The organism is Neoroseomonas soli, from assembly GCF_018129065.1.
Classification (GTDB): domain Bacteria; phylum Pseudomonadota; class Alphaproteobacteria; order Acetobacterales; family Acetobacteraceae; genus Neoroseomonas; species Neoroseomonas soli.
This window is the reverse complement of the sequence record NZ_JAAEDM010000004.1, coordinates 62,563-84,167: the sequence shown is the minus strand read 5'-3', so window position 1 is coordinate 84,167 and position 21,605 is coordinate 62,563. Positions and strand designations below refer to the sequence as shown.

Below are 21,605 nucleotides of genomic sequence, written 5' to 3'. Positions count from 1 at the left end.
GTCGCGCCGCATCCATTCGCTCACGCCTGCCCTGAGCCCGAATCATTTCACGAATGGCGCATGCGGGAACCCTGGCGCGCATATCTCACTTTCACCACAACCTGTATTGCGCATTACCGCGGCGTCACTACTTTCGGGCGAGTAAGCCTTGATGTGAGTAGCGATGCGTCGAATTCCGGAGCGGACTCTTTCCGCCACCCTTGCCGTTCTGGTGCTCGGCGCGGCACTGCTTCCGCTGGTCGCGAGCGTGCCGGGCTTCCTGACGGCCTCCAGGAGCACCGTGGGCGATCGCGCGGCCGAGAACCTCACCGCCGCGGCACGCCAGATCAGCATCCGGCTTGGGTTCGGCATCAGCGAACAATGGGCCGAGCTCCGCACCGTGGCCGGCTGGGCGGCGACCGATGGTCTCGTCGGCAGCCTGCTGCTGCGCCTCGATGCGGCCAAGGATCTGAACGGGCGCCTCGCCTGGATGGGCATTGCCGCGCCCGACGGGCGCGTCCTGGTTGCGACGAACAGGGTCCTCGAAGGCCAGGACGTCTCGGCGCGGCCATGGTTCCGCGCCGGCCTGCAGGGCGACTTCGTCGGCGACCTGCATGAGGCGCTCCTGCTGCAGCGCCACCTCGCCCCGCCGCCCGGCGGCGAGCCGATCCGGCTGATCGACTTCGCCATGCCGCTGCGCCGGGCGGACGGCACGCTGGTCGGCGTGATCGGCAGCCATGTGGACTGGGCCTGGATGCGTGACCGGATCCGCCGCGCCCCATTGCCGCCGGGGTTTGATGCCCTCCTCGTCGCGCGGGACGGAACCGTCATCGTCGGGCCGGAGGGTCTCGAAGGCACCCGGCTGACACAGCGGACCACCCTCGCCGGCGGCCAGGGCGTCAGCGTCGTCACCCAGGAACAATGGCCGGACGGGCGGCGCTACCTCGCCGCCACGGTCCCGGCCGGCACGGCGGATGGCATGCCGGGCTTCGGCTGGACCGTCATCGTCCGTCAGCCGCCCGAGGCCACCTACGGGGAGGTGCGTTCGCTGGCGGGCGCGATCGGCATCCCCCTGCTGGCCAGCAGCGTCCTGGTCCTGCTGGTCGGCCTGGTCCTGACGCGCGCGGTCGCGAAGCCGTTCGCGCGTCTCGCCGAGGCGGCCACCTCGCTCGCCGAAGGCAGGCTCGACAGCCCGGTTCCCGATACCCGTTCGACCCGGGAGGCCGCCCTGCTCTCAGCCGCCCTGGCGCGGCTCGACCGGCCCTCGCCGCAGGGCGCCGCGTCCGCGGGAGGCGGGGCATGAACCGCTGGGTCAAGGTCGGCGCCGGCCTGCTCCTGGTCGGCGCCGGGCTCTACGTGATCGTCGGCGAGCAGATGGCGGGCGTCTCGGCCGATGCGGTCGTCAATGCGCAGGTCGTCACGGTCCGCGCCCCGGTCGACGGCGTCATCAGCCTGCAGGTCCGCACCCTCGGCACGCGGGTCGTCGCGGATGAGCCGCTCGGCACCATCACCGATCCGCGCCCGGACGAGCTGCGCCTGACCGACCTCCGCCAGACACTGGCGCATGCCGAGACCGACCTGCGACGCATGGAGGACCTGATCAACGCACTGGTCGCCAGCCGCGCCGCCTACGCCCAGCAGGCGGAGGACTACGCCATCGGCCGCACCCGCCAGGTCGAAGCGCGGCTCGCCGAGGCGACGGCCGCGCTGGAGGCCGCGCAGGCCCGGCTGCGGGAGGCGGATGCCACCATGCGCCGCGCGACCGACCTCAGCCGCCAGGGCATCCAGACCGCCGCCGACTTCAATCGCGCGCGTGCCGGCTTCGAGGTCGGCGGGCAGGAGGTGGAGGCCGCGCGCAACCGCCTCCTCTACCTGACCATCGAGGCGGAGGCCGCGCGCCGTGGCGTCTTCCTCGGCGATTCCTACAATGATGCGCCGTCCTCCCAGCAGCGGGTGCGGGAACTCGACCAGCGCATCGGCGAACTGTCGGCCGAGGTGCGCGAGCGCAATCGCCGCATCACCCAGCTCGAAGCCGCCGTGGCCGAGGAGCGCGTGCGGCTCGCCCGGTTCCGCGAGGCGCGGTTCCTGTCCCCCGCCCCCGGCGTGCTGTGGGAGATCATGACCGGCAACGGCGAATACGTCCTCCGCGCGCAGGACGTGCTGCGCCTGGTGGATTGCACGACCACGATGGTGACCGCGAGCGTACGGGAATCCGTCTACAACCGGCTCAAGGTCGGGGACGCCGTGCAGTTCCGGCTGCTCGACGACGGGCGGGTGTTCGAAGGCGTCGTCGCGCGCCTGGCCGGTTCGGGGGCGGAGACGATCTATCGCAGCCTCGCGGTCGGGCCGAGCGTCGAGCACCTCAAGCGCTTCGACGTCGCCGTCAGCGTTCCGGCCCTCGCCGCGGATCCGGAGCTCGCCTGCGCCGTTGGCCGCACCGGACGGGCGGTCTTTGCCGGCCGTCCGCTCGATGCGCTGCGGCGGCTGATGTCACAGTTCGGCTTCTTCTGATGCTTCTGCTCGGGGACTACTCGGCGGCGTTGGCCCCGACGCTGGTCGTCCTCGGCCTCGCGCTCGTGATCCTGCCGCTGTGCCGGCGGGACGACCCCGTGGTGCGCGCCACGCTGTGCGTGATCGCCTCGCTGCTTGCGTGGCGCTACATGGCCTGGCGCTTCACCGAGACCGTGCCCGATCTCGACTGGACCTTCGACGCGCTGGTCGGCTGGGGCTTCGCGCTGCTCGAAGCGACGACGCTGCTTTCCTCGACCATCGCCTTCATGATCCTGACGCGCACCCGTAACCGCGCGCAGGAAGCCGACGACAATGCCGGCTGGTGGCGCCCGGGCCCGGCGCCCGTGGTGGACGTGCTGATCGCCACCTACAACGAGGAGGAGCCGATCCTCGAGCGCACCATCGCCGGGGCGCTGGCGCTGCGCCATCCGCGAACGCGCGTCTGGGTCCTCGATGACGGGCAGCGGGACTGGCTGCGCGCGCTCTGCGAACGGCTTGGCGCGAACTACCTGGCACGCACCGACAACGCGCATGCCAAGGCGGGCAACATCAACGCCGCCTTCGCGACGCTGCGCGCGCTCGACCGGCCGCCGGAATTCGTCGCGGTGCTCGATGCCGACTTCGTGCCGCACAAGGACTTCCTCGATCGTGCGCTCGCGCTGTTCCACGACCCGAAGGTGGGCCTGGTGCAGACGCCGCAGCATTTCTTCAACCAGGATCCGATCCAGCAGAACCTCGGCCTCGGCCGCACCTACCCGGACGAGCAGCGCTTCTTCTTCGACCACGTCCAGCCCGCGCGCGACGCCTGGGGCCTCGCCTTCTGCTGTGGCACCTCCTCCGTCATGCGGTGGGGGGCGCTGGAGGCGATCGGCGGCTTCCCGGTCGGCTCGGTGACCGAGGACTACCTCATCACCCTGCGCCTGCAGGAGGAAGGCTTCGCCACCGTCTACCTGAACGAGCCGTTGACCGAAGGGCTCGCGCCCGAGGGCCTCGGCGAATACATCACCCAGCGCGGGCGCTGGTGCCTCGGCCTCATGCAGATCGTGCGCGGGCCGATGGGCCCCTTCGCGCGCAACCGCCTGCGGCTGCGCGACCGCATCGGGCTGGTGGACAGCTTCCTGTTCTGGGCAACCACCTATCCCTTTCGGCTCGCCTGCCTCGTGACGCCGCTCGCCTATTGGTATTTCGGCATCACCGTCGTGAACGCGCCGGTCGCCGGGGTGATCGCGTATTTCCTGCCCTACTTCGTCGCCGTGCTCTTCGCGGTGAACTGGGTGTCGGGCGGGTTGATCGTGCCGGTGCTGAACGATGTCAGCCAGTTGCTCGGCGCCAAGGAGATCAGCAAGGCAGTCGCCATCGGCATCGCACAGCCCAGGGGGCACAAGTTCAAGGTCACGGCGAAGGGCGGGGACCGCACCCGCGTCGTCGTGCAATGGCCCATCCTGCGCCCGCTTGCCATCGTCTTCGTGCTGACCCTCGGCGGGCTGTTCTTCTCGCCGGCGACCGACGTCGTCTTCGACCGCGACGCCGGTGACGGGAAGTGGGTGATCCTCGGCTGGACGATCTACAACCTCGTCGTGCTCGGCGTCGCGATGGCCGTCTGCGTCGAATTGCCGCGGGCGAGCAGCGCTCCGCGGATCATGCCGGAGCGCGTCCTGCTGCACACCACGGCCGGCGACGGCAATGCCTGGCTGATGCGGCTGACGACCGAGGATGCCTGGCTGCGCGGTGGGCCGTTCCTCGCACCGGGCGACACCTGCGAGGTCGCGATCGAGGGCGTCGGGCGCGTCGCGGCCAAGGTCACCCGCGTGGAGCCGAGCGGCTCCGCGCTCGCGCTGATGCCCGACGAGCCCCAGCGTACGGCATTGCTGGTCCGCCTCCACACCCGCGAGGGTGCGGCAGGAACGACCGAGACCAATGTCGGTGGGCTCTTCACCGACCTCGCGCTGCGCGCCAGCCGGGGTTGGATGGGACGCTGACGCGGCGGATCCAGGCTCGGATGCATGGGTTCGCTCGACGCGGGGCGTGTGCGTGCGCCGGTGCCGGCATTCCGATGTCAACGCCTGCCCGATAAGGGGCACACGGCATCGATCAGCGAGATGGCGGCGGCGTCGCGGTGGCCACGTCGTCGCGACAGATTTACCTCCCCCTGATGCACCGAACGCGCAACCTGCGCCCGGGCGCGACGTTATGTCAGGCCAGATCCAAGGGGGCGCCGTGCCGTCGCTGGAACAAGCATTGGCCTTCTCGATCCTGGGCATCACCCTGGCGCTCTTTGTCTGGGGCAGGCTCCGCTACGACCTCGTCGCACTTCTGGCGCTGCTCGCAGCGATCGCGAGCGGCGTCGTGCCGGCGGCGGACGCCTTCAAGGGATTTGGCGATCAGGTCGTCGTCATCGTCGCGTCCGCGCTCGTCCTGAGCGCGGGTATCGGGAAATCCGGACTGATCAAACGCGCCATCCGCCAGGTGGAGCCGCATCTGCGAAGCACGGGCGCGCGGGTGGTGGCGCTGACAGCCAGCGTCACCGTGCTGTCGGCATTCATGAAGAACATCGGCGCCCTGGCGATCTTCCTGCCGATGGCAATGCAGATCGCCCGCCGCAGCAATACACCCCCGTCCGCGTTGCTCATGCCGATGGCGTTCGGCTCCCTCGTCGGCGGTCTCGTCACGCTGGTCGGCACCTCGCCCAATCTGATCGTCTCCCGCGTGCGGGAGGACATCGGCGGCGCACCTTTCGCCATGTTCGACTTCGCGCCGGTCGGCCTCGGCATTGCCGCGGCCGCGCTCGTCTTCCTCGCCTTCGGCTGGCGCCTCCTGCCGCACGATCGGAAGGGGCAGCCGAGCGCCGCCGAGGCGTTCGAGGTCGGGCCGTACATGTCCGAGGCAAGGATCCCCCAAGGCAGCGCGATCGTGGGAAAGACCGTGGGCGAATTCGAGGCGATCGCCGACGGCGAGATCGTCACGCTCGCGGTCCTGCGCGAAGGGGGAAGGAGCTACATACCGAATGGCGCATGGAGACTGTTCGCCGGCGATGCCCTGATCCTGCAGGGCGACCCGCACCGCTTGACCGACCTGGTCACGCAGACGGGGCTTGAACTGGCCGGCGCCGGCAAGGGGCCTGCCAGGAACCTGCCGGCGGGGGACATCAGCGTCGTCGAAGTCGTGGTCATGCCCGAATCCGCGCTGGTCGGTGCCACCCCGCGCCAGATGCGGCTGCGGGATGCCCACGGGCTGAACCTGCTGGCGGTCGCGCGCCGGGGCGAGACCATCCGCACCCGGCTCCGGCAGGTGCGCGTACGCGCGGGCGACGTGCTGGCGTTGCAGGGGCCGGCCGGGGCGATGACCGAGGCATTGCGATCGCTCGACTGCCTCCCGCTCGTGGATCGCGCCACGGGCCTGGGCCGGAAGCGGTACGAGATCCTGCCGCTCATCCTGCTCGGGATAACGCTCGTGCTGGTCGGCTTCGGCATCGTGCCGGTCGCACCGGCCTTCTTCGCGGCTGCCGTGATGACCGTGCTGTGTGGCGTGCTGACGCTGCAGGAGGCCTATGACGCGGTGGACGCGCCGATCCTGATCCTGCTGGCCTGCCTGATCCCGGTCAGCGATGCGATCGCCAATACGGGCGGCGCGCAACTGATCGCCGGCGGCCTGGCCCAGATCGCGGTGCAGCTTCCGGCGACAGGAAGCCTGGCCCTGGTGCTCCTCGTCGCGATGGCATTGACGCCATTCCTCAACAACGCGGCGACGGCGCTGATTATGGCCCCGATCGCCGCCGACCTCGCGGTGCGGCTCGGATTGAAGCCCGACCCCTTCCTGATGGCGGTGGCGATCGGCTGCGCCTGCGATTTCCTCACGCCGATCGGTCACCAGTGCAACACGCTGGTGCTGGGGCCCGGCGGGTATCGCTTCGGTGACTACTGGCGCCTCGGCCTGCCGCTGTCAGCCATCGTGCTGGTGATCGCGACGCTCACGATTCCGATCGTCTGGCCGCTGCGTTAGGGCCTCACGGGGAAGGTCCGGCACATGGTGCGGGAATTGCCGCCGCGCCTGGCGCGGCAGCCGTCGCGGTCCTGAGCCTTGGCCGGATGGACGACGACACCGAGCAGGAGGCCGATGGCGTCGGTCAGCAGATGGTGCTTCCGGCCGACGACCTTCCCACGCGTCGCAGCCGGACGGATCGGCGGCACCACCGGCGTCCATTCGGCATCCGTCAGGTCAGACGGGTGACGCAGGCCGCGGCGATCCGCCGCGCGTCGACGTTCCGCCGCCCATTCCATCCACCTGCCCCCCGGAATGACCCGGCGGGCAAGAGAATCACGGGAGATTCGATCGGCTCAATCGCTTTCCGGGTGAGCCTTCGCGATGGGCGTTGTCAGTGAAGGCATAGTCTGTCACAAATCAGGATATCCAACCCGCAGAAATCCGCCAAATTTGGTTTTGTGACACCATTTCAATTAAGCGAATTGGGCGTCACAAAAGGTAGTTTTGAGCGCATTGGTTGTCACAAGGTGGAAGTCCCTGCCTCGGCAATCGGCATATACTTGATACCCAAATCGCAACGACTGCCCAAGGCTCCGCGGACTAGGCAACGGCGCCCTTCTCTTCTTTCGAGGTTGCCTAGGCTCCATCCCGAGGGACCTCTCCCCGGTTGGTTGCCGACAGCAGCGTAGAGAACGGCGTCGTGACCGTGCAAAGGGAATCCTTTGCTCCAGCCGTGACCCGCGAAAGCGGTCCCGGCGGGACGATTTGGTTTCAACCGATATGACCCTCTCCACCGTCGCTGGTTGGCTGCGAGATCCCTGCTGGAACGGCGAGGTCGTCCGCGTCGTCGTCGCCGTCGACACCCTCGATCGCGAGGTCATGGCCTGGGTCCCCACGATCGGAGCAGGCATCCCCATATCGGCTTACACCTGCTCTCGCCGCGTGAGTTCATCGCTGCACAGTCAGCAAACCAAGCCGCATGGCTCACGCGACATGGGCGTGGGTGAGCTGAACAACTGCTACGAAGACGCCGAGCTCGCAGACACCATCATGGTGGTCGGCGCCAACCCGCTCGAGACCCAGACCAACTACTTCCTGAACCATTGGGTGCCGAACCTGCGCGGCGCGTCACTCGAAAAGAAGCGCCGCGAGATCCCGAACGAACCGCATGCCCAGGGCCGCATTGTCCTCGTGGACCCGCGCCGCACGGTCACGGTCGCGGCGTGCGAGACCGAGGCCGGGCGTGACAACGTGCTGCATCTGGCAATCAACCCCGGCACGGACCTCGCCCTGTTCAACGCGCTCTTCACGGAGATCGCGGCGCGCGGCTGGGTGGATCGGGCCTTCATCGCTGCCTCGACCAGCGGCTACGACGCGGCCGTCCAGGCGAACCGGACGACGATCGAGCAGGCAGCGCAAATCACCGGCCTGTCCGCCGAGGATATCCGCAAGGCGGCAACCTGGATCGCCGAGCCGAAGCAGGGCGGCGTCCGTCGGCGGACCATGTTCGCTTATGAGAAGGGCCTGATCTGGGGCAACGACAACTACCGGACCAACCAGGCCCTGGTGAACATCGCGCTCGCGACCGGCAATGTTGGGCGGCCTGGCGGCGGCTGCGTCCGCCTCGGTGGCCACCAGGAAGGCTATTCGCGCCCCTCCGACGCGCATGTCGGCAGGCCGGCCGCCTATGTGGACCAGTTGCTGATCGGCGGCCGCGGTGGCGTCCACCACATCTGGGCCTGCGACCACTTCAAGACGACGCTGAACGCCGCTGAATTCAAACGCGCCTACAAGCGGCGCACCGACCTGGTGAAACAGGCGATGGACGGCGTGCCCGCGGGCGACCGTGCGGCGCAGGTGGACGCCATCATGGGCGCCATCCGCCAGGGCGGGCTCTTCAGCGTGGACGTGGACATCGTGCCGACCCAGATCGGCTCCTGCGCCCACATCGTTCTCCCCGCCGCGACCTCGGGCGAGATGAACCTGACCTCGATGAACGGCGAGCGGCGGATGCGGCTGACCGAGCGCTACATGGACCCGCCCGGCCAGGCACTGCCGGACGCGCTCATCGTGGCGCGCCTGGCGCAGGCGCTGGAACGGTCCTGGCGGACGGCCGGCAAGGCCGATATCGCCGACAAGTTCCGTGGCTATGACTGGCGGACCGAGGAGGACGCCTTCAACGACGGCTACCGCCGGCACGAGAGGGGCGGCGAGCACGTCACCTACGAACGCCTCCGCGCCGCAGGTACCAACGGCTTCCAGGAGCCGGCGACGGGCGTCGAGAGCGGCCGAATTGTGGGCACGAAGCGACTCTTTGCCGACGGCAAGTTCAACAAGCCGGACGGCCGCGCCACCTTCACCAGCACGCAATGGCGCGGTCTGCAGGCGGAAGGCAAGCAGGCCGAAAAGGACAAGTTCCGTTTCCTCGTGAACAACGGCCGGGCAAACCACATCTGGCAGTCGGCCTATCTCGACCAGCACAACGACTTCGTCCGCGACCGGTTCCCGTACCCCTTCATCGAGATGAACCCCGCCGACATGACGGAGCTTCGTCTGAATGCCGGCGATCTCGTGGAGGTGTTCAACGACAACGGCGCGACGCAGGCGATGGTCTGGCCGGTGCCCTCGGCCCGGCGTGGGCAGACCTTCATGCTTTTCGCCTACCCGACCGGCGTGCAGGGCAACGTCGTGTCGAAGGGCGTGAACGAATTCATCATCCCGAACTACAAACAGACCTGGGCGAACATCCGGAAGATCGCCGACGCGCCCGAGGGCGTACGGCACCTGACCTTCAAGTCGCAGGAGTATCGTCAGCCCTGAACCGCGTGAGGGGTGCGCCGGCCGCATGCCGGCGCGCCTTCCTGGAGTCGGGGCGGAGCCTTTACGCCGGGAGCGCCTGCGACCGGTTGCTCGGGAATGCCAGGGTGAAGGCCCAGCACAGGGCGAGCATGACCGTGGCCCCGAGCAGGCAGGCGGTGAGCCCGCCCCACCCATACAGGACACCGGACAGCAGGATCCCGCCGAACCGCCCCGCGGCATTGGCGGCATAGTAGAACCCGACATCCTCGGCTGCCTTCTCGCTGCCGGCGTAGGCCAGCACGAGATAGGAATGCACCGAGGAGTTCACCGCGAACAGCACGCCGAAGACGCAGAGCCCGACCGGCACGAAGAGATCCGCCCGCGGCACCCCAGCCAGCATCATCACCGCGAGAAGCGCCGGCACTGCCGCCAGCGCAAGTGACCAGGCCCGGGCCACCGGCACCTCGGCCGAGAGCCCGTCCTCGCTACGGCGGACGAGCGCCGGCGCGGAGGCCTGGATCAGGCCGTAGCCGATGGTCCAGAGGGCAAGGAAGCCGCCGACCATCGTGAAGGTCCAGCCACTCGCGTAGAGGAACACGGGCAGGCCGACGACGAACCAGACGTCGCGCGCACCGAACAGGACGACCCGCGCGGCGGCGAGCAGGTTGACGCCACGGCTCTTGGCGAAGAGTTCCTTCGCCGATTTCGATGCCTTCGCCTTACCCATCAGCGGTGGTAGCGACAGCACGACACCAGCGAGGACCAGCGCCAGCACCGCAGCCATGGCCCAGAGCGCTCCGCGGAAGCCGAGCGCCTCCAGCAGCGCACCGCCCAGGAAGAAGCCGGCGCCTTTCATCGCGTTCTTGCTGCCGGTGAAGAAGGCGACCCACTTGAAAAGCCGTCCGGATGCCTCCCCGGCCGTCAGCTTGATGGCGGATTTCGACGCGGTCTTGGTCAGGTCCTTCGCCACGCCGCAGACGCCCTGCGCCACCACCACCCAGGCCACCGACAGCGCCGCCCCCCAATCCGGCGACACGGCCGAGAGCATCAGGAAGCCCACGATCTGGGTGCTGAGCCCCGCCGCGAGCATCCGCGCGATGCCGAAGCGCGTGGCGAGCCAGCCGCCGACGAGGTTCGCGCCGATCCCCGCCGCCTCGTAAAGCAGGAACAGGAAGGCCAGCGTGAAGGGGCTGTAGCCGAGCCGGAAGAAGTGCAGCAGCACCAGCATGCGCAGCGCGCCGTCGGTCAGCGTGAAGCCCCAATAGGCGAGCGTCACGATGACGTAGTTGCGCGTCCCGTGCGACGCGGCGCCGGCGGTGCTGCTGCTCATGCCGTCAGACCCCGGTTCAAATGCCCGCTTCGCGCATGTGGCAGGCCAGGTCGATCATGCGGCAGGCATAGCCCATCTCGTTGTCGTACCAGGCATAGACCTTCAGCAGCGTGCCGTCGGTGACCATGGTGGAGAGGGCATCGACGATGCTGCTGCGGGTGTCGCGGGCATAGTCGGCCGAGACCAAAGGACGCGTCTCGAAGCCCAGGATGCCGGCGAGCGGGCCGGCAGCGGCGGCGCGGAACAGCGCGTTCACCTCCTCGGCGCTGGTCTCCCGCCGCATCTCGAAGACGCAGTCGGTCAGGGATGCGTTGAGGACCGGGGCACGCACTGCATGGCCGTTCAGCTTGCCCTTGAGTTCGGGGTAGATCAGCGCGATGGCGGTCGCGCTCCCCGTGGTCGTGGGCTGGAGCGACAGCATGGCGCTGCGTGCCCGCCGCAGGTCCTTGTGGGGTGCGTCGACCACGACGTTGGTGTTGGTCGGGTCGTGGATGGTGGTGATCTGGCCGTGCCGGATGCCGATGGATTCATGCACCACCTTTACGACCGGCGCGAGGCAGTTGGTGGTGCAGGAGGCCGCAGTCACGATCGGGTGCCGCGCCGGGTCGTAGAGGCCGTCGTTCACGCCCACGACCACGTTGAGCACGCTGTCGAACTTCACCGGCGCGGCGACGATCACCCGCTTCGCCCCGCGGTCGAGGTGGCCCTGCAGCATCTCGGGCGAGAGGAACTTGCCGGTGCATTCCAGCACCAGGTCCACCCCCAGCTCACCCCAGGGGATCTCGCCAGGCTTCGCGTGCTCGCTGAAGCCCAGGCGGCGGCTGCCGATGCGGATGGCCGCATGTTCCTCGGCCTCGATGGCCGTGCGCCAGCGTCCCTGGACGCTGTCGAACTCGAGCAGGTGCGCCGTGGCAGCGACGCCGCCCTTGACCTCATTCACGTGCACCACGTCGAGGCGATTGCCCGCGCGCGGATCGTCACCGGGGCGCTCGGCAGCCCCCATCGCCGCGCGCAGCGCGAGCCGGCCGATGCGGCCCATGCCGTTGATGCCGACCCTCATGCCCGGCCCCCCGCAGCGAGCGGCTGCGCCAACTCGTCGAGCCGCGCCTTCAGCGCCATGCGGTCCAGGGCGCCGAACGGCAGGCTGGTGAAGATGCCAAGGCGGCGATGCAGCGCGGCGTAGAGCTCGTTCAGCAGCGTCGCCCGCTCCGTGGCGGTCCCGGAGAACTTCGCCGGGTCAGGCAGCGGCCAGGCGGCGGTGACGTGGGTGCCCTCGAAATCCGGGCAGGCCTGGAGGTTCAGCGTGTCACACAGGGCGATGACGAAATCCATCCGCGGGGCATCAGGTCCCGTGAACTCGTCCCAGGACTTCGAGCGCAACTCGGACACGTCGTGGCCGATCGCCTTCAGCTGCGCGAGGACCTCGGGCAGCGGGCCGGTGGGCAGCGGCTCGGAACCGGCCGAAAAGGCGCGGAAGCGACCCTGGCCGATGTCGTTCAGGATCGCCTCGGCCATGATCGACCGGGCTGAGTTGCGCGTGCAGAGGAACAGGACTTTGAAGGTCGCCGGTGTCATCCGGGCGGTCTCCCTGGGGGTGTCGAACAGGCGGTGCAGGTCGCCGCAGCGCGATGGATCCCCGTCGCAGCAGGCATCGGCGAGGAAGGTCAGCAGCGCGCGCAGGCGATCGACCTGCGCCGCGTAGATCAGGCTGCGCCCCTGCCGGGTGGGGGCGATCAGCCCGGCCTGGTCCAGCGCGCGCAGATGGAAGGACAGCGTCGAGGGCGGCACGCCGAGCCGCGCGGCGATGTCACCGGCGGCGAGCCCGCTCGGCCCGGCCCCGAGCAGCACGCGCAGCAGGTCGAGGCGCGTCTCCTGACCCAGGGCGGCAAAGGCGAAGGCGGCCGTTGATGATTCCATAATTCAACAATGATCGAATCATGGAATCAGGCCAGTGATGATTCGATGACAGGCGCGCTCGGCCTACCGCGCCTCCGCGGTCGTTAGGCCGAACCACCGCTCCCCGAGCCGCAAGGCCACGCCGACCAGCAGGATCAGCACCGGCACCTCGACCAGCGGTCCGATCACCGTTGCAAAGGCCACCGGCGAGGACAGCCCGAAGGCCGCGATGGCCACCGCGATGGCGAGTTCGAAGTTGTTGGACGCGGCGGTGAAGGCGATCGCCGTCGTGCGCGGATAGTCCGCCTCGATCAGCTTCCCCATCCAGAAGCTGACCATGAACATCACCACGAAATAGATCGCCAGCGGCACCGCGATCCGCAGCGCGTCCAGCGGCAGCCGCAGCACGTCACCGCCCTTCAGCGCGAACATCGCCACGATGGTGAACAACAGCGCAGCCAGCGTGACCGGCGCGATGCGCGGCAGGAAGCGCTGCCGGTACCAGGCCTCGCCGCGCCGCGCGATCATCACCCGACGCGTCAGGAAGCCCGCCGCGAAGGGTACGCCGAGATAGAGCAGCACCGCCCCCGCGATGGTGGCGAAGGAGACCTCCACCACGCGCCCCTCGAGGCCGACGAGCGGTGGCAACACGCCCAGGAAGAACCAGGCATAGACGCCGAAGAACAGCAGCTGGAACACGCTGTTGAAGGCGACGAGGCCGGCGACGTACTGGTTGTCCCCGCGCGCCAACTGGTTCCAGATGATCACCATGGCGATGCAGCGGGCCAGGCCGATCAGGATCAACCCGGTCATGTATTCCGGCCGGTCCGACAGGAACAGGACGGCCAGCACGAACATCAGCACCGGCCCGATCACCCAGTTCTGGACCAGCGAGAGCAGCAGGACACGCCGGTCGGCGAAGACCTCGGGCAGCGCCTCGTAGCGCACGCGCGCGAGCGGCGGATACATCATCAGGATCAGCCCGGCGGCGATCACGATGTTGGTGCCGCCCACCGAGACGCTGTCGAGCGCGGCCGGCAACCCTTGGACGAAGGCGCCGAGCGCCACTCCCAGCGCCATCGCGGCGAAGATCCAGAGCGTCAGCCAGCGGTCGAGGAAGGACAGGCGCCGCGGCGCGGCCTCGGCGACCGCGCTCATGCCGCGCACGCCGGCTGGCAGGATCCTGGGAGCGGTCCGCAGGACGATGCGGGCATGGCCGCGTCGAGCAGTGCCGCACAGCGCTCGGGTTGGCCGCCGCAGCACTCCTGCACCAGGAAGGTGACAAGCCCGCGCACCGTCTCCAGGTCCACCGAGTAGATGACCTGCCGGCTTTCGCGCCGGGACCGCGCCAATCCGGCGCGGGACAGGATCGCCAGGTGCGTCGACATGGTGTTGTGCGGCGTGCCGAGGCGGCGGGCCACCTCGCCGGCCGGCAGGCCGTCAGGGCCCGCACTCAGCAGCAGGCGGAAGACCTGGAGCCGGGTGTCCTGGGCCAGGGCTCCGAAGGCGTCGATGAGATGAGGTTCGTCCATATGTCCAGATTGCCCGAAACATAGAATCGTGACAACGTCATCGCAGCCTGACTTGAGGCGCCGCAAGGCGCACCCGGGCCCGAGGCCGCAGTTTTCCTGCAGCCGCGCTGCGGCAACCGACAGGAGGATCCCCCCATGGCTGACCGCGATGTCGTCATCTGCGCCCCGGTCCGAACCGCAATCGGCACCTTCGCCGGAACGCTGAAGGACACGCCGGCCGCCGAGCTCGGCGCCGTCGCCATCCGCGCCGCGATGGAGCGCGCGGGCCTCGATCCCGCCAAGGTCGATGGCGTGGTCATGGGCAATGTCATCCAGGCCGGCAACCGCATGAACCCTGCCCGCCAGGCGGCGATCGGCGCCGGCATCCCGGTGTCGGCGCCGGCCCTCACGGTGAACCGCGTCTGCGGCTCGGGCGCCCAGGCCATCGCCTCGGCCGCCCAGGAGATCCGCCTCGGCGAGGCCGAGGTGATGATCGCCGGCGGCATGGAGAACATGGACCGCGCGCCCTACCTGCTGCCGAACGGCCGCTGGGGCATGCGCATGGGCGACGGCCAGATCATCGACAGCATGCTGTACGATGGCCTGAACGACGCCTTCTCCGGCCAGCATTCGGGCTGGCACACCGAGGACCTGGTGACGAAGTGCCAGGTCTCGCGCGAGGAGCAGGACGCCTGGGCGCTGCGCTCGCAGACCAACTTCTCTGCCGCCCAGGCGGCGGGGAAGTTCGAGGCCGAGATCGCGCCCGTGCAGATCCAGGGCCGCAAGGGCCCGGTCGCTTTCGCGAAGGACGAACACAACCGCCCGGAGACCACGGCCGAAACACTGGCCAAGCTGCGCCCCGCCTTCCGCAAGGATGGCACCATCACCGCCGGCAACGCGCCCGGCCTGAACAGCGGCGCCGCAGCCATGGTGGTGGCCGAGCGCAGCGCCGCCGAACGGCTCGGTCTCAAGCCGGTGGCGCGTCTCGTCTCCGCCGGCGTCGGCGCGGTTGAGCCTGGGATGTTCGGCCTTGGCCCGGTGCCCGCGGTGCAGCGCGCCCTGGCCCGTGCGGGCTGGAAGGCCGCCGACATCGAGCGCGCCGAGATCAACGAGGCCTTCGCGGCCATCGCCATCGCCGTGATGCGCGAGACCGGCCTGAAGGAGGAGGCGGTGAACCCCGAAGGCGGCGCCATCGCCCATGGCCACCCGATCGGAGCGAGCGGCGCTGTGCTGACCACGCGGCTGCTCCACGGCATGGCCCGCGCCGGCCAGACCCGCGGCCTCGTCACGCTGTGCATCGGCGGCGGCCAGGGCATCGCCCTTTGCCTGGAGCGCCTGCCCTGAACGAGCCTCACATGACCCTTCCGGGCTTCCTCCAGGCGCCGCCGCGGCACCTGTTCTTCACCGGCAAGGGCGGGGTGGGAAAGACCTCGATCGCCTGCGCCTCCGCGATTGCCCTGACGGAGGCCGGGCAGCGCGTGCTGCTGGTCAGCACAGACCCGGCGTCCAACCTGGACGAGATGCTCGGCGTGGCGCTGTCGGATGTGCCGCGCCCGGTGCCCGGCGTTCACGGTCTCTCGGCGCTGAACATCGACCCGGAGACCGCCGCCGAAGCCTATCGGAAGCGAGTCCTGGCGCAGATGGAGGGCGCGCCGGAGACCGAGCGTTCGACCGTGCGGGAGCAGCTCTCCGGCGCCTGCACCACGGAGGTCGCCGCTTTCGACGAATTCGCCGGTCTCCTGGCCGGTGACACGGCGGAATTCGATCATGTCGTGTTCGACACCGCGCCGACGGGGCACACGCTGCGACTGCTCAGCCTGCCAGCGGCCTGGACCGGGTTCCTCGGGGCGAATGAGGCGGGCGCCTCCTGCCTCGGCCCTCATTCCGGGCTGAAGATGCAGGAGCGCCGCTTCCGTGCCGCGATGGAGGCATTGGGCGATGCCGCGACCACGGCCATCATCCTGGTCGCCCGGCCCGACCGGGTTTCCCTCGTGGAGGCGGCCCGCAGCGCTGGGGAACTTGCCGCGCTGGGCCTGCGCAACCAGCGCCTTGTGGTCAACGGCGTCTTTCGTGCGGGCGCCTCGGACGACCTGGTCGCACGCGCCATCGAGCAGGGTGGCCGCGCCGCGCTCGACGGCATGCCCGAGACGCTGAGGCTCCTGCCGCGCGACGAGGTACCTCTGCGCGGCTTCGACACGGTCGGTCTCACGGCGCTTCGTGCGCTGCTGAAGCCGGGCCCTCCGGCGGCGCCCGCCATCCCGCCGGCGACAGCCGTGGCATCGGTGAAGACACCGGGTCTCGACGCCCTGGTGGACGGACTTGCCGCGCGCGGGCACGGCCTTGTCATGGTCATGGGCAAGGGCGGCGTCGGCAAGACGACGATCGCCGCGGCCGTGGCCATCGGTCTCGTGGAGCGCGGCCATGCCGTCCACCTCAGCACGACCGATCCGGCCGCCCACCTCGCCATGACGCTCGGCGGCGATATGCCCGGCCTGCGCGTGGATCGCATCGACCCCAAGGTCGAGACCGACCGCTATGTCGCAAAGATCATGGAAAGCCGTGGTCGCAGCCTGGACGAGGCCGGACGCGCGCTGCTGCGGGAGGACCTGCGCTCCCCCTGCACCGAGGAAGTCGCGGTGTTCCACGCGTTCTCGCGCATCGTCGCCGAGGCGCGGAGCAGCTTCGTGGTGCTGGATACCGCGCCCACCGGACACACGCTTTTGCTGATGGACGCGACCGGCGCCTACCACCGTCAGATGACGCGCAACCTAGAGCCGGCGAATGGCACCGGACGCATCGTCACCCCCCTCATGCGGCTGCAGGATCCCGAGCACACGCAGGTCCTGCTCGTCACCCTTCCCGAGACGACGCCCGTCTCGGAAGCGGCAGCGCTTCAGGAGGATCTGCGGCGCGCGCGCATCGAGCCCTATGCCTGGGTGGTCAATCGCGCGCTCTCGGGCAGCGGCACGACGGATCCCTTGCTGATGCAGCGGATGGCAGGCGAGCGAGCCCAGATCCAGCGGATCGAAAGCGGCCTCGCGCAGCGGCTGTTCCTTCTGCCCTGGCAGGCCGAGGCACCGGTTGGTCTGACCGCGCTCCAGCGCCTCGCGGCGTAGGGGCTGGGGCTTGGCTGCTGCTGGCGGCATGACGAATGCCGCCGAATCGACGGAGGCGGATCGCCATGGCGCAACTCTCTATCGTCTGGCAGAGGTTGGTGACGGAGGGTGCCACCTGCCCCCGCTGCGATGGCACGCAGGGCCAGCTCATGCGCGCCGTTGCGACGTTGCGCAGCGCGCTTGCCCCGCTCGGCATCGAGCCGGTGCTGACCGTCAAGGAACTCGACGAGACGACCTTTCGCGCAGCGCCAGGCGAGTCCAACCGGATCTGGATCAGCGGCAAGTCCTTGGAGGAATGGGTCGGCGCGCAGAGCGGGAGCAGTCAGTGTTGCTCCGTCTGCGGCGATGCCGAGTGCCGCACGACGGAACTCGGCGGCACGGTTTATGAGGAGGTGCCCGAGCGGCTGATCGTCCAGGCGGGGCTGATGGCGGCATCGCGGATGGTCGGCGATGTGAGGCCAGATAGCAGTTGCTGTCAGGCGGGCGACTGCTGCGCGGGGTGACCGGCGCTTCCGATCCGCCGCGCGGGGGAGGCTAGCGTGGTCGCATGGCCACGGGCAGCAGGGGCAAGACCAGGAGCAGGTTCACCACGCTCGCCACACTGAGCGCGACCAACGTGCCCTCCGCCCCGAATGCTTCCAACGCCCATACACCAAGCATCGGCGCCGCTGCCGTGGCCAGCAGCGTGGGGACGGCAAGCCGTCCCATCAGGATCGCGTAGCCCTCCTTCCCGAAGAGCACGAGCGGCACCGTCCCGCGCACGATGGAACGGAGCCCGCTGCCGATGCCGTAGAGGATGATCGCGCCTGCGGCCCAGCCGGGTGCGAGGAGCAACAGCACCGTCCCCAGCGCCACCAGCGCCGACGAGACCAGCAGTGTCCAGATCGGGTGCGCGCGCCCGCCGAACGCCATCTCGACCAGGCGGCCGCCGACCTGCGCCGGCCCAATCAGCGTGCCCAGCGCAACAGCGGCGGCCAGTTCCAGCCCGCGCGCCTGCAGCAGGGTCAGCAGGTGCACGGCGATCACGGTCATGACGGCGAAAGCGAGCGTGAAAACCACTGCGATCAGATTGAAGGCAAAGCGCTGGTCCGGCCGGAGATGGCCCGGCGGGTGCATCGCCGTAGCGCCGGCAGTCGACCTTGCGGTGGCTGCCTCCTTCGGGATGACGCCGAGGTAGAGCGGCAGCACGAGCACCAGGTGAATGACGGCATAGGCGAGGCAGGCGCCGCGCCACCCGAGGGCTTCGCTCAAGACAGCCGTCAGCGGCCAGCAGACCGTGCTGGCGAGGCCGCCGTAGAGCGTGACCTTGGTTATCACCGGCCGCGCCGCCTCACCGTAGAGACGGCCAAGCGTGGAGAAGGCCGGATCGTAGAGGCCCGCGCCCATTCCAATGCCGATCACGACCCAAGCCGCGACGAAGGCTGGAAGGTTCGGCGCCAGCCACAGCCCGATCTGGCCGAGCGCGATGAGCCCCGCGGCAGCGGCCAGAACCGGCCGCCCGCCATGGTGATGGATCAGGCCGCCGACGCGCGGCGATACGAGGCCCGACGCCACCAGGCCGACCGACAGCGCGCCGAACAGCCAGCCGAGCGACCAGCCCGTGTCCTCGGCGATCGGCACGGCCAGCACCGCCGGCAGGTAGTAGGTCGAACCCCAGGAGAGAATCTGCCCGAGCCCGATGGCGGAGATCACCGCCAGGCTCGGGCGTTCGGCCGCCTCGGCGGCGGCCGGCACCGCGCTCACGCGCATTCTCTCAACCGCAGCAGCCGCCGCTCTTCGGCGCTGGCGCCACAGCCGGGCCGCAGCAGGCGCCGGCGGTGACCGGCTCAGGCAGGGCCGCCGCCAAGGCGGGACCGCAACAGGATGCAGTGGAGGTCGTCGCGCTGCGCTCGGTCGAGCACACCCCAGTTTCCGGCAGGACGAGTTCCACGCGGCGGGCCGCCTCGACATCGCCGGCGAGGAAGGCGGCGATGGAGCGTACCTGCTCGTGGCCGGTCGCCAGCAGGAAGGTCGGCGCGCGGCCGTAGCTCTTCATGCCAGCGATGTAGAAGCCCGCCTCCGGGTGGCGGAGCTCCGCCTCGCCGTGAGGGCGCACCGTGCCGCAGGAATGCAGGTTCGGGTCGATCAGCGGCGCGAGCGCCGGCGTCGCCTCCACCGCCGGGTCCAGCCCGAGGCGAACCTCACGCAAGAAGGAAAGATCGGGCCGGAAGCCGGTCGCGACGATCATGCGGTCGGCCTGCACCATCCTGGTGCGACCCTCCTGCCGACCGGAGACGGACAGCGCGCCATCCGCCTCCGCGATGCGGTCGATCAGGAAGGGGGCGAGCGCGTTTGCGGCGCCGCTCTCGACCAGCGCCTGCGCCCGCGCGCCGAGCTCGCCGCGCTGGGCAAGGCCGTCACGCGCGCCACCGCCGAAATTCACCGCGCCGAGAGGGCGTCGGAATGCCCACAGGATGCGCGTGTCTGGTACCGCCTTCGCGAGTTCGACGAGATCCAGCACGGCATTCATCGCCGAGTGGCCCGCACCGACGACCAGCGTGGTACGGCCGGCATAGGTGGCTCGCTCGGCGCCGAGCACGTCCGGGATGCCGTAGGCGATGCGGCCCGCGAGCCGCGTCTCGCCTGGTGCCGGCATGCCATGGCTGCCGGCCGGGTTCGGTGCATTCCAGGTGCCGGAGCAGTCGATCACGGCGCGGGCGTCGATCGCCTCCGTGCCGCAGCAGGTTTCGACGTGAAGGACGAACGGCGCCGCATCGCGGCCTTCGCCGTTATGCAGGCGCCCGAAGTCCCGTCGTGCGACGCCGACGACGCGCATGCCGGTGCGGATACGATCGCGTAGGGCGTCGGTGGCGGCCAGCGGTGCGAGGTAGCGATCCACCAGCTCGCCGCCGGTCGGATAGGCATCGGGATCGGGCGCCGTCCATCCCTCTGCCGCAAGCAGGGCACGCGCGGCGGCATCCGTGTTGAAGGCCCATGGTGAGAACATCCGCACATGGCGCCAGGCGCGGACAACGTGGCCGACCTCAGCACCGGCTTCCAGGACCAACGGCTCGATGCCGCGGGCGAGGAGTTGCGCGGCGGCTGCCAGGCCGATGGGACCGGCGCCGATGATCGCCACCGGCAGCCTCGCTTCGGCGGCCGGGTCACGCGTTGCGTCGGTCGAAGCGGCTGCGGGCCGCGAACAGCACGAGGTCATAGGTTCCTCCACACGCGAAATTCTGAACCACGATGCATCGATGATCGAGGTATTGGCCGACAGGAAGAGGTCGGATCGCCGCTCACGGGCAGCATCCATCGCCTCCTGCGCGCGACTTGCGCGCCTGATCGGCCGCTGCGAAGGCGCGGCCGGTATCCTGTAGAGCCGCCGTCGCCTCCATCCAGGCGTCGAGGGCGACGCGGAACGCGGCACGTCCTGCCTTGGTGAGTTGGTAGACGCGGCGCTGCCGGCCCTGCACCACTTCCTCGTGCACGGTCAGGAAGCCGCCGGCCTCGAACTCGCGCAGCACGGGATAGATCGTTCCCTCTGTCGGCGAGCAGCAGCCTCCCGTCGTCCGCTCGACGGAACGCGCGATGTCATAACCGTGCATCGGCCCGTCATGCAGGACGCGCAGGATGAAGAACTTGGACAGGCCCATCTTGATCGTGCCCGCCCAGTAGTCGCGGGAGGCGTAGTCGACGCGCGGTGCGGGAGCGGGGCTGAGGGCCTTCATGGAGCGCTTCTATACCTTGACCATCTATGCATCAAGGCAAATAGCAATCGGCAAGCCAGTGATGAGCGCCCGGGAGGGCGCTGGGGCCTCGCGCGTCAGGCGGTCGAGCTCCTGCACCACGTCGAAGGCCCGGAAGGTGGCTCTCGCTGCGATCGAGAGCGCCTCTCGCGTGTGAGCGTCGATCACTGCCAGGATCCGGATCGGCCGGCCGTCGAACAGCTGGTCGACGACGAAGTCCATCGCCCAGATTTCATTCGGCGCCGTCGCGCCCGGCCGTCCTTTCCGATACCGCCACGCCCGCTTGCGCCGCGGCAGTTTGGTCCGGATCGTCAGGCCTTCCTCACTGTACAGGAGATACACGCGCTTCGCGTTCACCGGCCACAGCAACCACCACCCAGGTTGGGACCTTCCACAATACTAGGGAGGCGAAGGCCGCGATGGAGAAATCGGCGGGCACCTTCACGCTGGACGTGAAGATCGGATCGTAGAGCGCCCCCAGCAGAATGCCGACCGTGGAGGCGTTTACCCCCCCCCAGCATCGCCTGCGCCAAGCGCCGCTTCCGGAACTCGCCCCGGGACCGCAGCATGCCGTCCCATCAGCAGCAAGCCCGGCAGGAAGATCCCGATCAACGCGCTCACTGCACCAAGCACGCCATTGGGGATGGGTAGTGAATTCTACACCATTGGCCGATAGGCGGTCCTGACCATCTCCGGGCGGCCGGAGCAGCATGCCCCGCTGGGCCGCCTTTGCCTGCGGCCCACAAGACGCCGA

At 69.3% G+C, this 21,605-nt stretch carries 18 protein-coding genes; 8 read left to right on the top strand and 10 right to left on the bottom strand.

Features of this window, described 5'->3' with window-relative positions; translation table 11 throughout:
- The first annotated feature begins 163 nt into the window (after positions 1-163).
- From GXW76_RS02615 to GXW76_RS02600, 4 genes are all read left to right on the top strand, one after another.
- Complete coding sequence (locus GXW76_RS02615) at positions 164-1,282, top strand: cache domain-containing protein (protein WP_211860429.1); 1,119 nt, start codon at positions 164-166, stop codon at positions 1,280-1,282.
- Positions 1,279-2,490 (top strand): HlyD family secretion protein, encoded by a 1,212-nt coding sequence (locus GXW76_RS02610; RefSeq protein WP_211860428.1) that lies wholly within the window; start codon positions 1,279-1,281, stop codon positions 2,488-2,490. The genes GXW76_RS02615 and GXW76_RS02610 overlap by 4 nt, the downstream gene beginning before the upstream one ends.
- The gene (locus GXW76_RS02605; RefSeq protein WP_211860427.1) at positions 2,490-4,469 is read left to right on the top strand and encodes a glycosyltransferase; all 1,980 of its coding nucleotides are present in this window, start codon (positions 2,490-2,492) and stop codon (positions 4,467-4,469) included. The genes GXW76_RS02610 and GXW76_RS02605 overlap by 1 nt, the downstream gene beginning before the upstream one ends.
- A gap of 238 nt (positions 4,470-4,707) precedes the next feature.
- Positions 4,708-6,489 (top strand): SLC13 family permease, encoded by a 1,782-nt coding sequence (locus GXW76_RS02600; protein ID WP_338150871.1) that lies wholly within the window; start codon positions 4,708-4,710, stop codon positions 6,487-6,489.
- Here the strand turns inward: GXW76_RS02600 and GXW76_RS26100 are convergent.
- Positions 6,486-6,767: a transposase gene (locus GXW76_RS26100; RefSeq protein WP_408904297.1), complete on the bottom strand. Its 282-nt coding sequence runs from the start codon at positions 6,765-6,767 to the stop codon at positions 6,486-6,488. The genes GXW76_RS02600 and GXW76_RS26100 overlap by 4 nt on opposite strands.
- A 484-nt stretch (positions 6,768-7,251) precedes the next feature.
- Between GXW76_RS26100 and GXW76_RS02590 the strand changes: the two genes are divergently transcribed.
- Positions 7,252-9,291: an arsenate reductase (azurin) large subunit gene (locus GXW76_RS02590; RefSeq protein WP_338150870.1), complete on the top strand. Its 2,040-nt coding sequence runs from the start codon at positions 7,252-7,254 to the stop codon at positions 9,289-9,291.
- A gap of 61 nt (positions 9,292-9,352) precedes the next feature.
- Here the strand turns inward: GXW76_RS02590 and arsJ are convergent, their stop codons facing one another.
- The 5 genes from arsJ to GXW76_RS02565 form a co-directional block, all read right to left on the bottom strand.
- Positions 9,353-10,600 (bottom strand): organoarsenical effux MFS transporter ArsJ, encoded by a 1,248-nt coding sequence (gene arsJ / locus GXW76_RS02585; RefSeq protein ID WP_211860425.1) that lies wholly within the window; start codon positions 10,598-10,600, stop codon positions 9,353-9,355.
- Between the two features lie 16 nt (positions 10,601-10,616).
- The gene (locus tag GXW76_RS02580; protein ID WP_211860424.1) at positions 10,617-11,660 is read right to left on the bottom strand and encodes an ArsJ-associated glyceraldehyde-3-phosphate dehydrogenase; all 1,044 of its coding nucleotides are present in this window, start codon (positions 11,658-11,660) and stop codon (positions 10,617-10,619) included.
- The gene (locus tag GXW76_RS02575) at positions 11,657-12,517 is read right to left on the bottom strand and encodes a metalloregulator ArsR/SmtB family transcription factor (RefSeq protein ID WP_211860423.1); all 861 of its coding nucleotides are present in this window, start codon (positions 12,515-12,517) and stop codon (positions 11,657-11,659) included. Before GXW76_RS02575 ends, GXW76_RS02580 begins: the two co-directional genes overlap by 4 nt.
- A gap of 63 nt (positions 12,518-12,580) precedes the next feature.
- On the bottom strand, positions 12,581-13,654 hold the full coding sequence (arsB, locus tag GXW76_RS02570) for an ACR3 family arsenite efflux transporter (RefSeq protein ID WP_211860422.1): 1,074 nt from the start codon (positions 13,652-13,654) through the stop codon (positions 12,581-12,583).
- Positions 13,651-14,028, bottom strand: coding sequence for an ArsR/SmtB family transcription factor (locus GXW76_RS02565; protein WP_211860421.1), 378 nt, complete (start codon positions 14,026-14,028; stop codon positions 13,651-13,653). Before GXW76_RS02565 ends, arsB begins: the two co-directional genes overlap by 4 nt.
- A 135-nt stretch (positions 14,029-14,163) precedes the next feature.
- Here GXW76_RS02565 and GXW76_RS02560 point away from each other — a divergent pair, with 135 nt between their 5' ends.
- The 3 genes from GXW76_RS02560 (at position 14,164) to GXW76_RS02550 (ending at position 17,626) form a co-directional block, all read left to right on the top strand.
- Entirely contained in the window at positions 14,164-15,351 is a 1,188-nt protein-coding gene (locus tag GXW76_RS02560) for an acetyl-CoA C-acetyltransferase (protein WP_211860420.1), read from the top strand.
- Between the two features lie 11 nt (positions 15,352-15,362).
- A complete protein-coding gene (gene arsA / locus GXW76_RS02555) occupies positions 15,363-17,123 on the top strand; it encodes an arsenical pump-driving ATPase (protein ID WP_211860419.1) in 1,761 nt (586 codons plus the stop codon).
- Positions 17,124-17,188: 65 nt separating this feature from the next.
- Positions 17,189-17,626, top strand: coding sequence for a DUF2703 domain-containing protein (locus GXW76_RS02550; RefSeq protein ID WP_211860418.1), 438 nt, complete (start codon positions 17,189-17,191; stop codon positions 17,624-17,626).
- 31 nt (positions 17,627-17,657) lie between these two features.
- On the opposite strand, the gene GXW76_RS02545 is transcribed toward GXW76_RS02550, so the two are convergent.
- The 4 genes from GXW76_RS02545 to GXW76_RS02530 all read right to left on the bottom strand — a co-directional run bounded on the left by GXW76_RS02545 (position 17,658) and on the right by GXW76_RS02530 (position 21,208).
- On the bottom strand, positions 17,658-18,872 hold the full coding sequence (locus GXW76_RS02545) for an MFS transporter (RefSeq protein WP_211860417.1): 1,215 nt from the start codon (positions 18,870-18,872) through the stop codon (positions 17,658-17,660).
- 4 nt (positions 18,873-18,876) lie between these two features.
- Positions 18,877-20,241: an NAD(P)-binding domain-containing protein gene (locus GXW76_RS02540; protein WP_211860416.1), complete on the bottom strand. Its 1,365-nt coding sequence runs from the start codon at positions 20,239-20,241 to the stop codon at positions 18,877-18,879.
- Positions 20,242-20,401: 160 nt separating this feature from the next.
- Entirely contained in the window at positions 20,402-20,833 is a 432-nt protein-coding gene (locus GXW76_RS02535; RefSeq protein WP_246513855.1) for a PadR family transcriptional regulator, read from the bottom strand.
- A 24-nt stretch (positions 20,834-20,857) separates the two neighbouring features.
- A complete protein-coding gene (locus GXW76_RS02530; protein ID WP_211860415.1) occupies positions 20,858-21,208 on the bottom strand; it encodes a hypothetical protein in 351 nt (116 codons plus the stop codon).
- Positions 21,209-21,605 lie beyond the last annotated feature (397 nt).

Coding starts and splice junctions, on each gene's coding strand:
- GXW76_RS02615 (WP_211860429.1), top strand. CDS start 164: ATGCGTCGAATTCCGGAGCGGACTCTTTCCGCCACCCTTGCCGTTCTG.
- GXW76_RS02610 (WP_211860428.1), top strand. CDS start 1,279: ATGAACCGCTGGGTCAAGGTCGGCGCCGGCCTGCTCCTGGTCGGCGCC.
- GXW76_RS02605 (WP_211860427.1), top strand. CDS start 2,490: ATGCTTCTGCTCGGGGACTACTCGGCGGCGTTGGCCCCGACGCTGGTC.
- GXW76_RS26100 (WP_408904297.1), bottom strand. CDS start 6,767: ATGGAATGGGCGGCGGAACGTCGACGCGCGGCGGATCGCCGCGGCCTG.
- GXW76_RS02590 (WP_338150870.1), top strand. CDS start 7,252: ATGACCCTCTCCACCGTCGCTGGTTGGCTGCGAGATCCCTGCTGGAAC.
- arsJ (WP_211860425.1), bottom strand. CDS start 10,600: ATGAGCAGCAGCACCGCCGGCGCCGCGTCGCACGGGACGCGCAACTAC.
- GXW76_RS02580 (WP_211860424.1), bottom strand. CDS start 11,660: ATGAGGGTCGGCATCAACGGCATGGGCCGCATCGGCCGGCTCGCGCTG.
- GXW76_RS02575 (WP_211860423.1), bottom strand. CDS start 12,517: ATGGAATCATCAACGGCCGCCTTCGCCTTTGCCGCCCTGGGTCAGGAG.
- arsB (WP_211860422.1), bottom strand. CDS start 13,654: ATGAGCGCGGTCGCCGAGGCCGCGCCGCGGCGCCTGTCCTTCCTCGAC.
- GXW76_RS02565 (WP_211860421.1), bottom strand. CDS start 14,028: ATGGACGAACCTCATCTCATCGACGCCTTCGGAGCCCTGGCCCAGGAC.
- GXW76_RS02560 (WP_211860420.1), top strand. CDS start 14,164: ATGGCTGACCGCGATGTCGTCATCTGCGCCCCGGTCCGAACCGCAATC.
- arsA (WP_211860419.1), top strand. CDS start 15,363: ATGACCCTTCCGGGCTTCCTCCAGGCGCCGCCGCGGCACCTGTTCTTC.
- GXW76_RS02550 (WP_211860418.1), top strand. CDS start 17,189: ATGGCGCAACTCTCTATCGTCTGGCAGAGGTTGGTGACGGAGGGTGCC.
- GXW76_RS02545 (WP_211860417.1), bottom strand. CDS start 18,872: ATGCGCGTGAGCGCGGTGCCGGCCGCCGCCGAGGCGGCCGAACGCCCG.
- GXW76_RS02535 (WP_246513855.1), bottom strand. CDS start 20,833: ATGAAGGCCCTCAGCCCCGCTCCCGCACCGCGCGTCGACTACGCCTCC.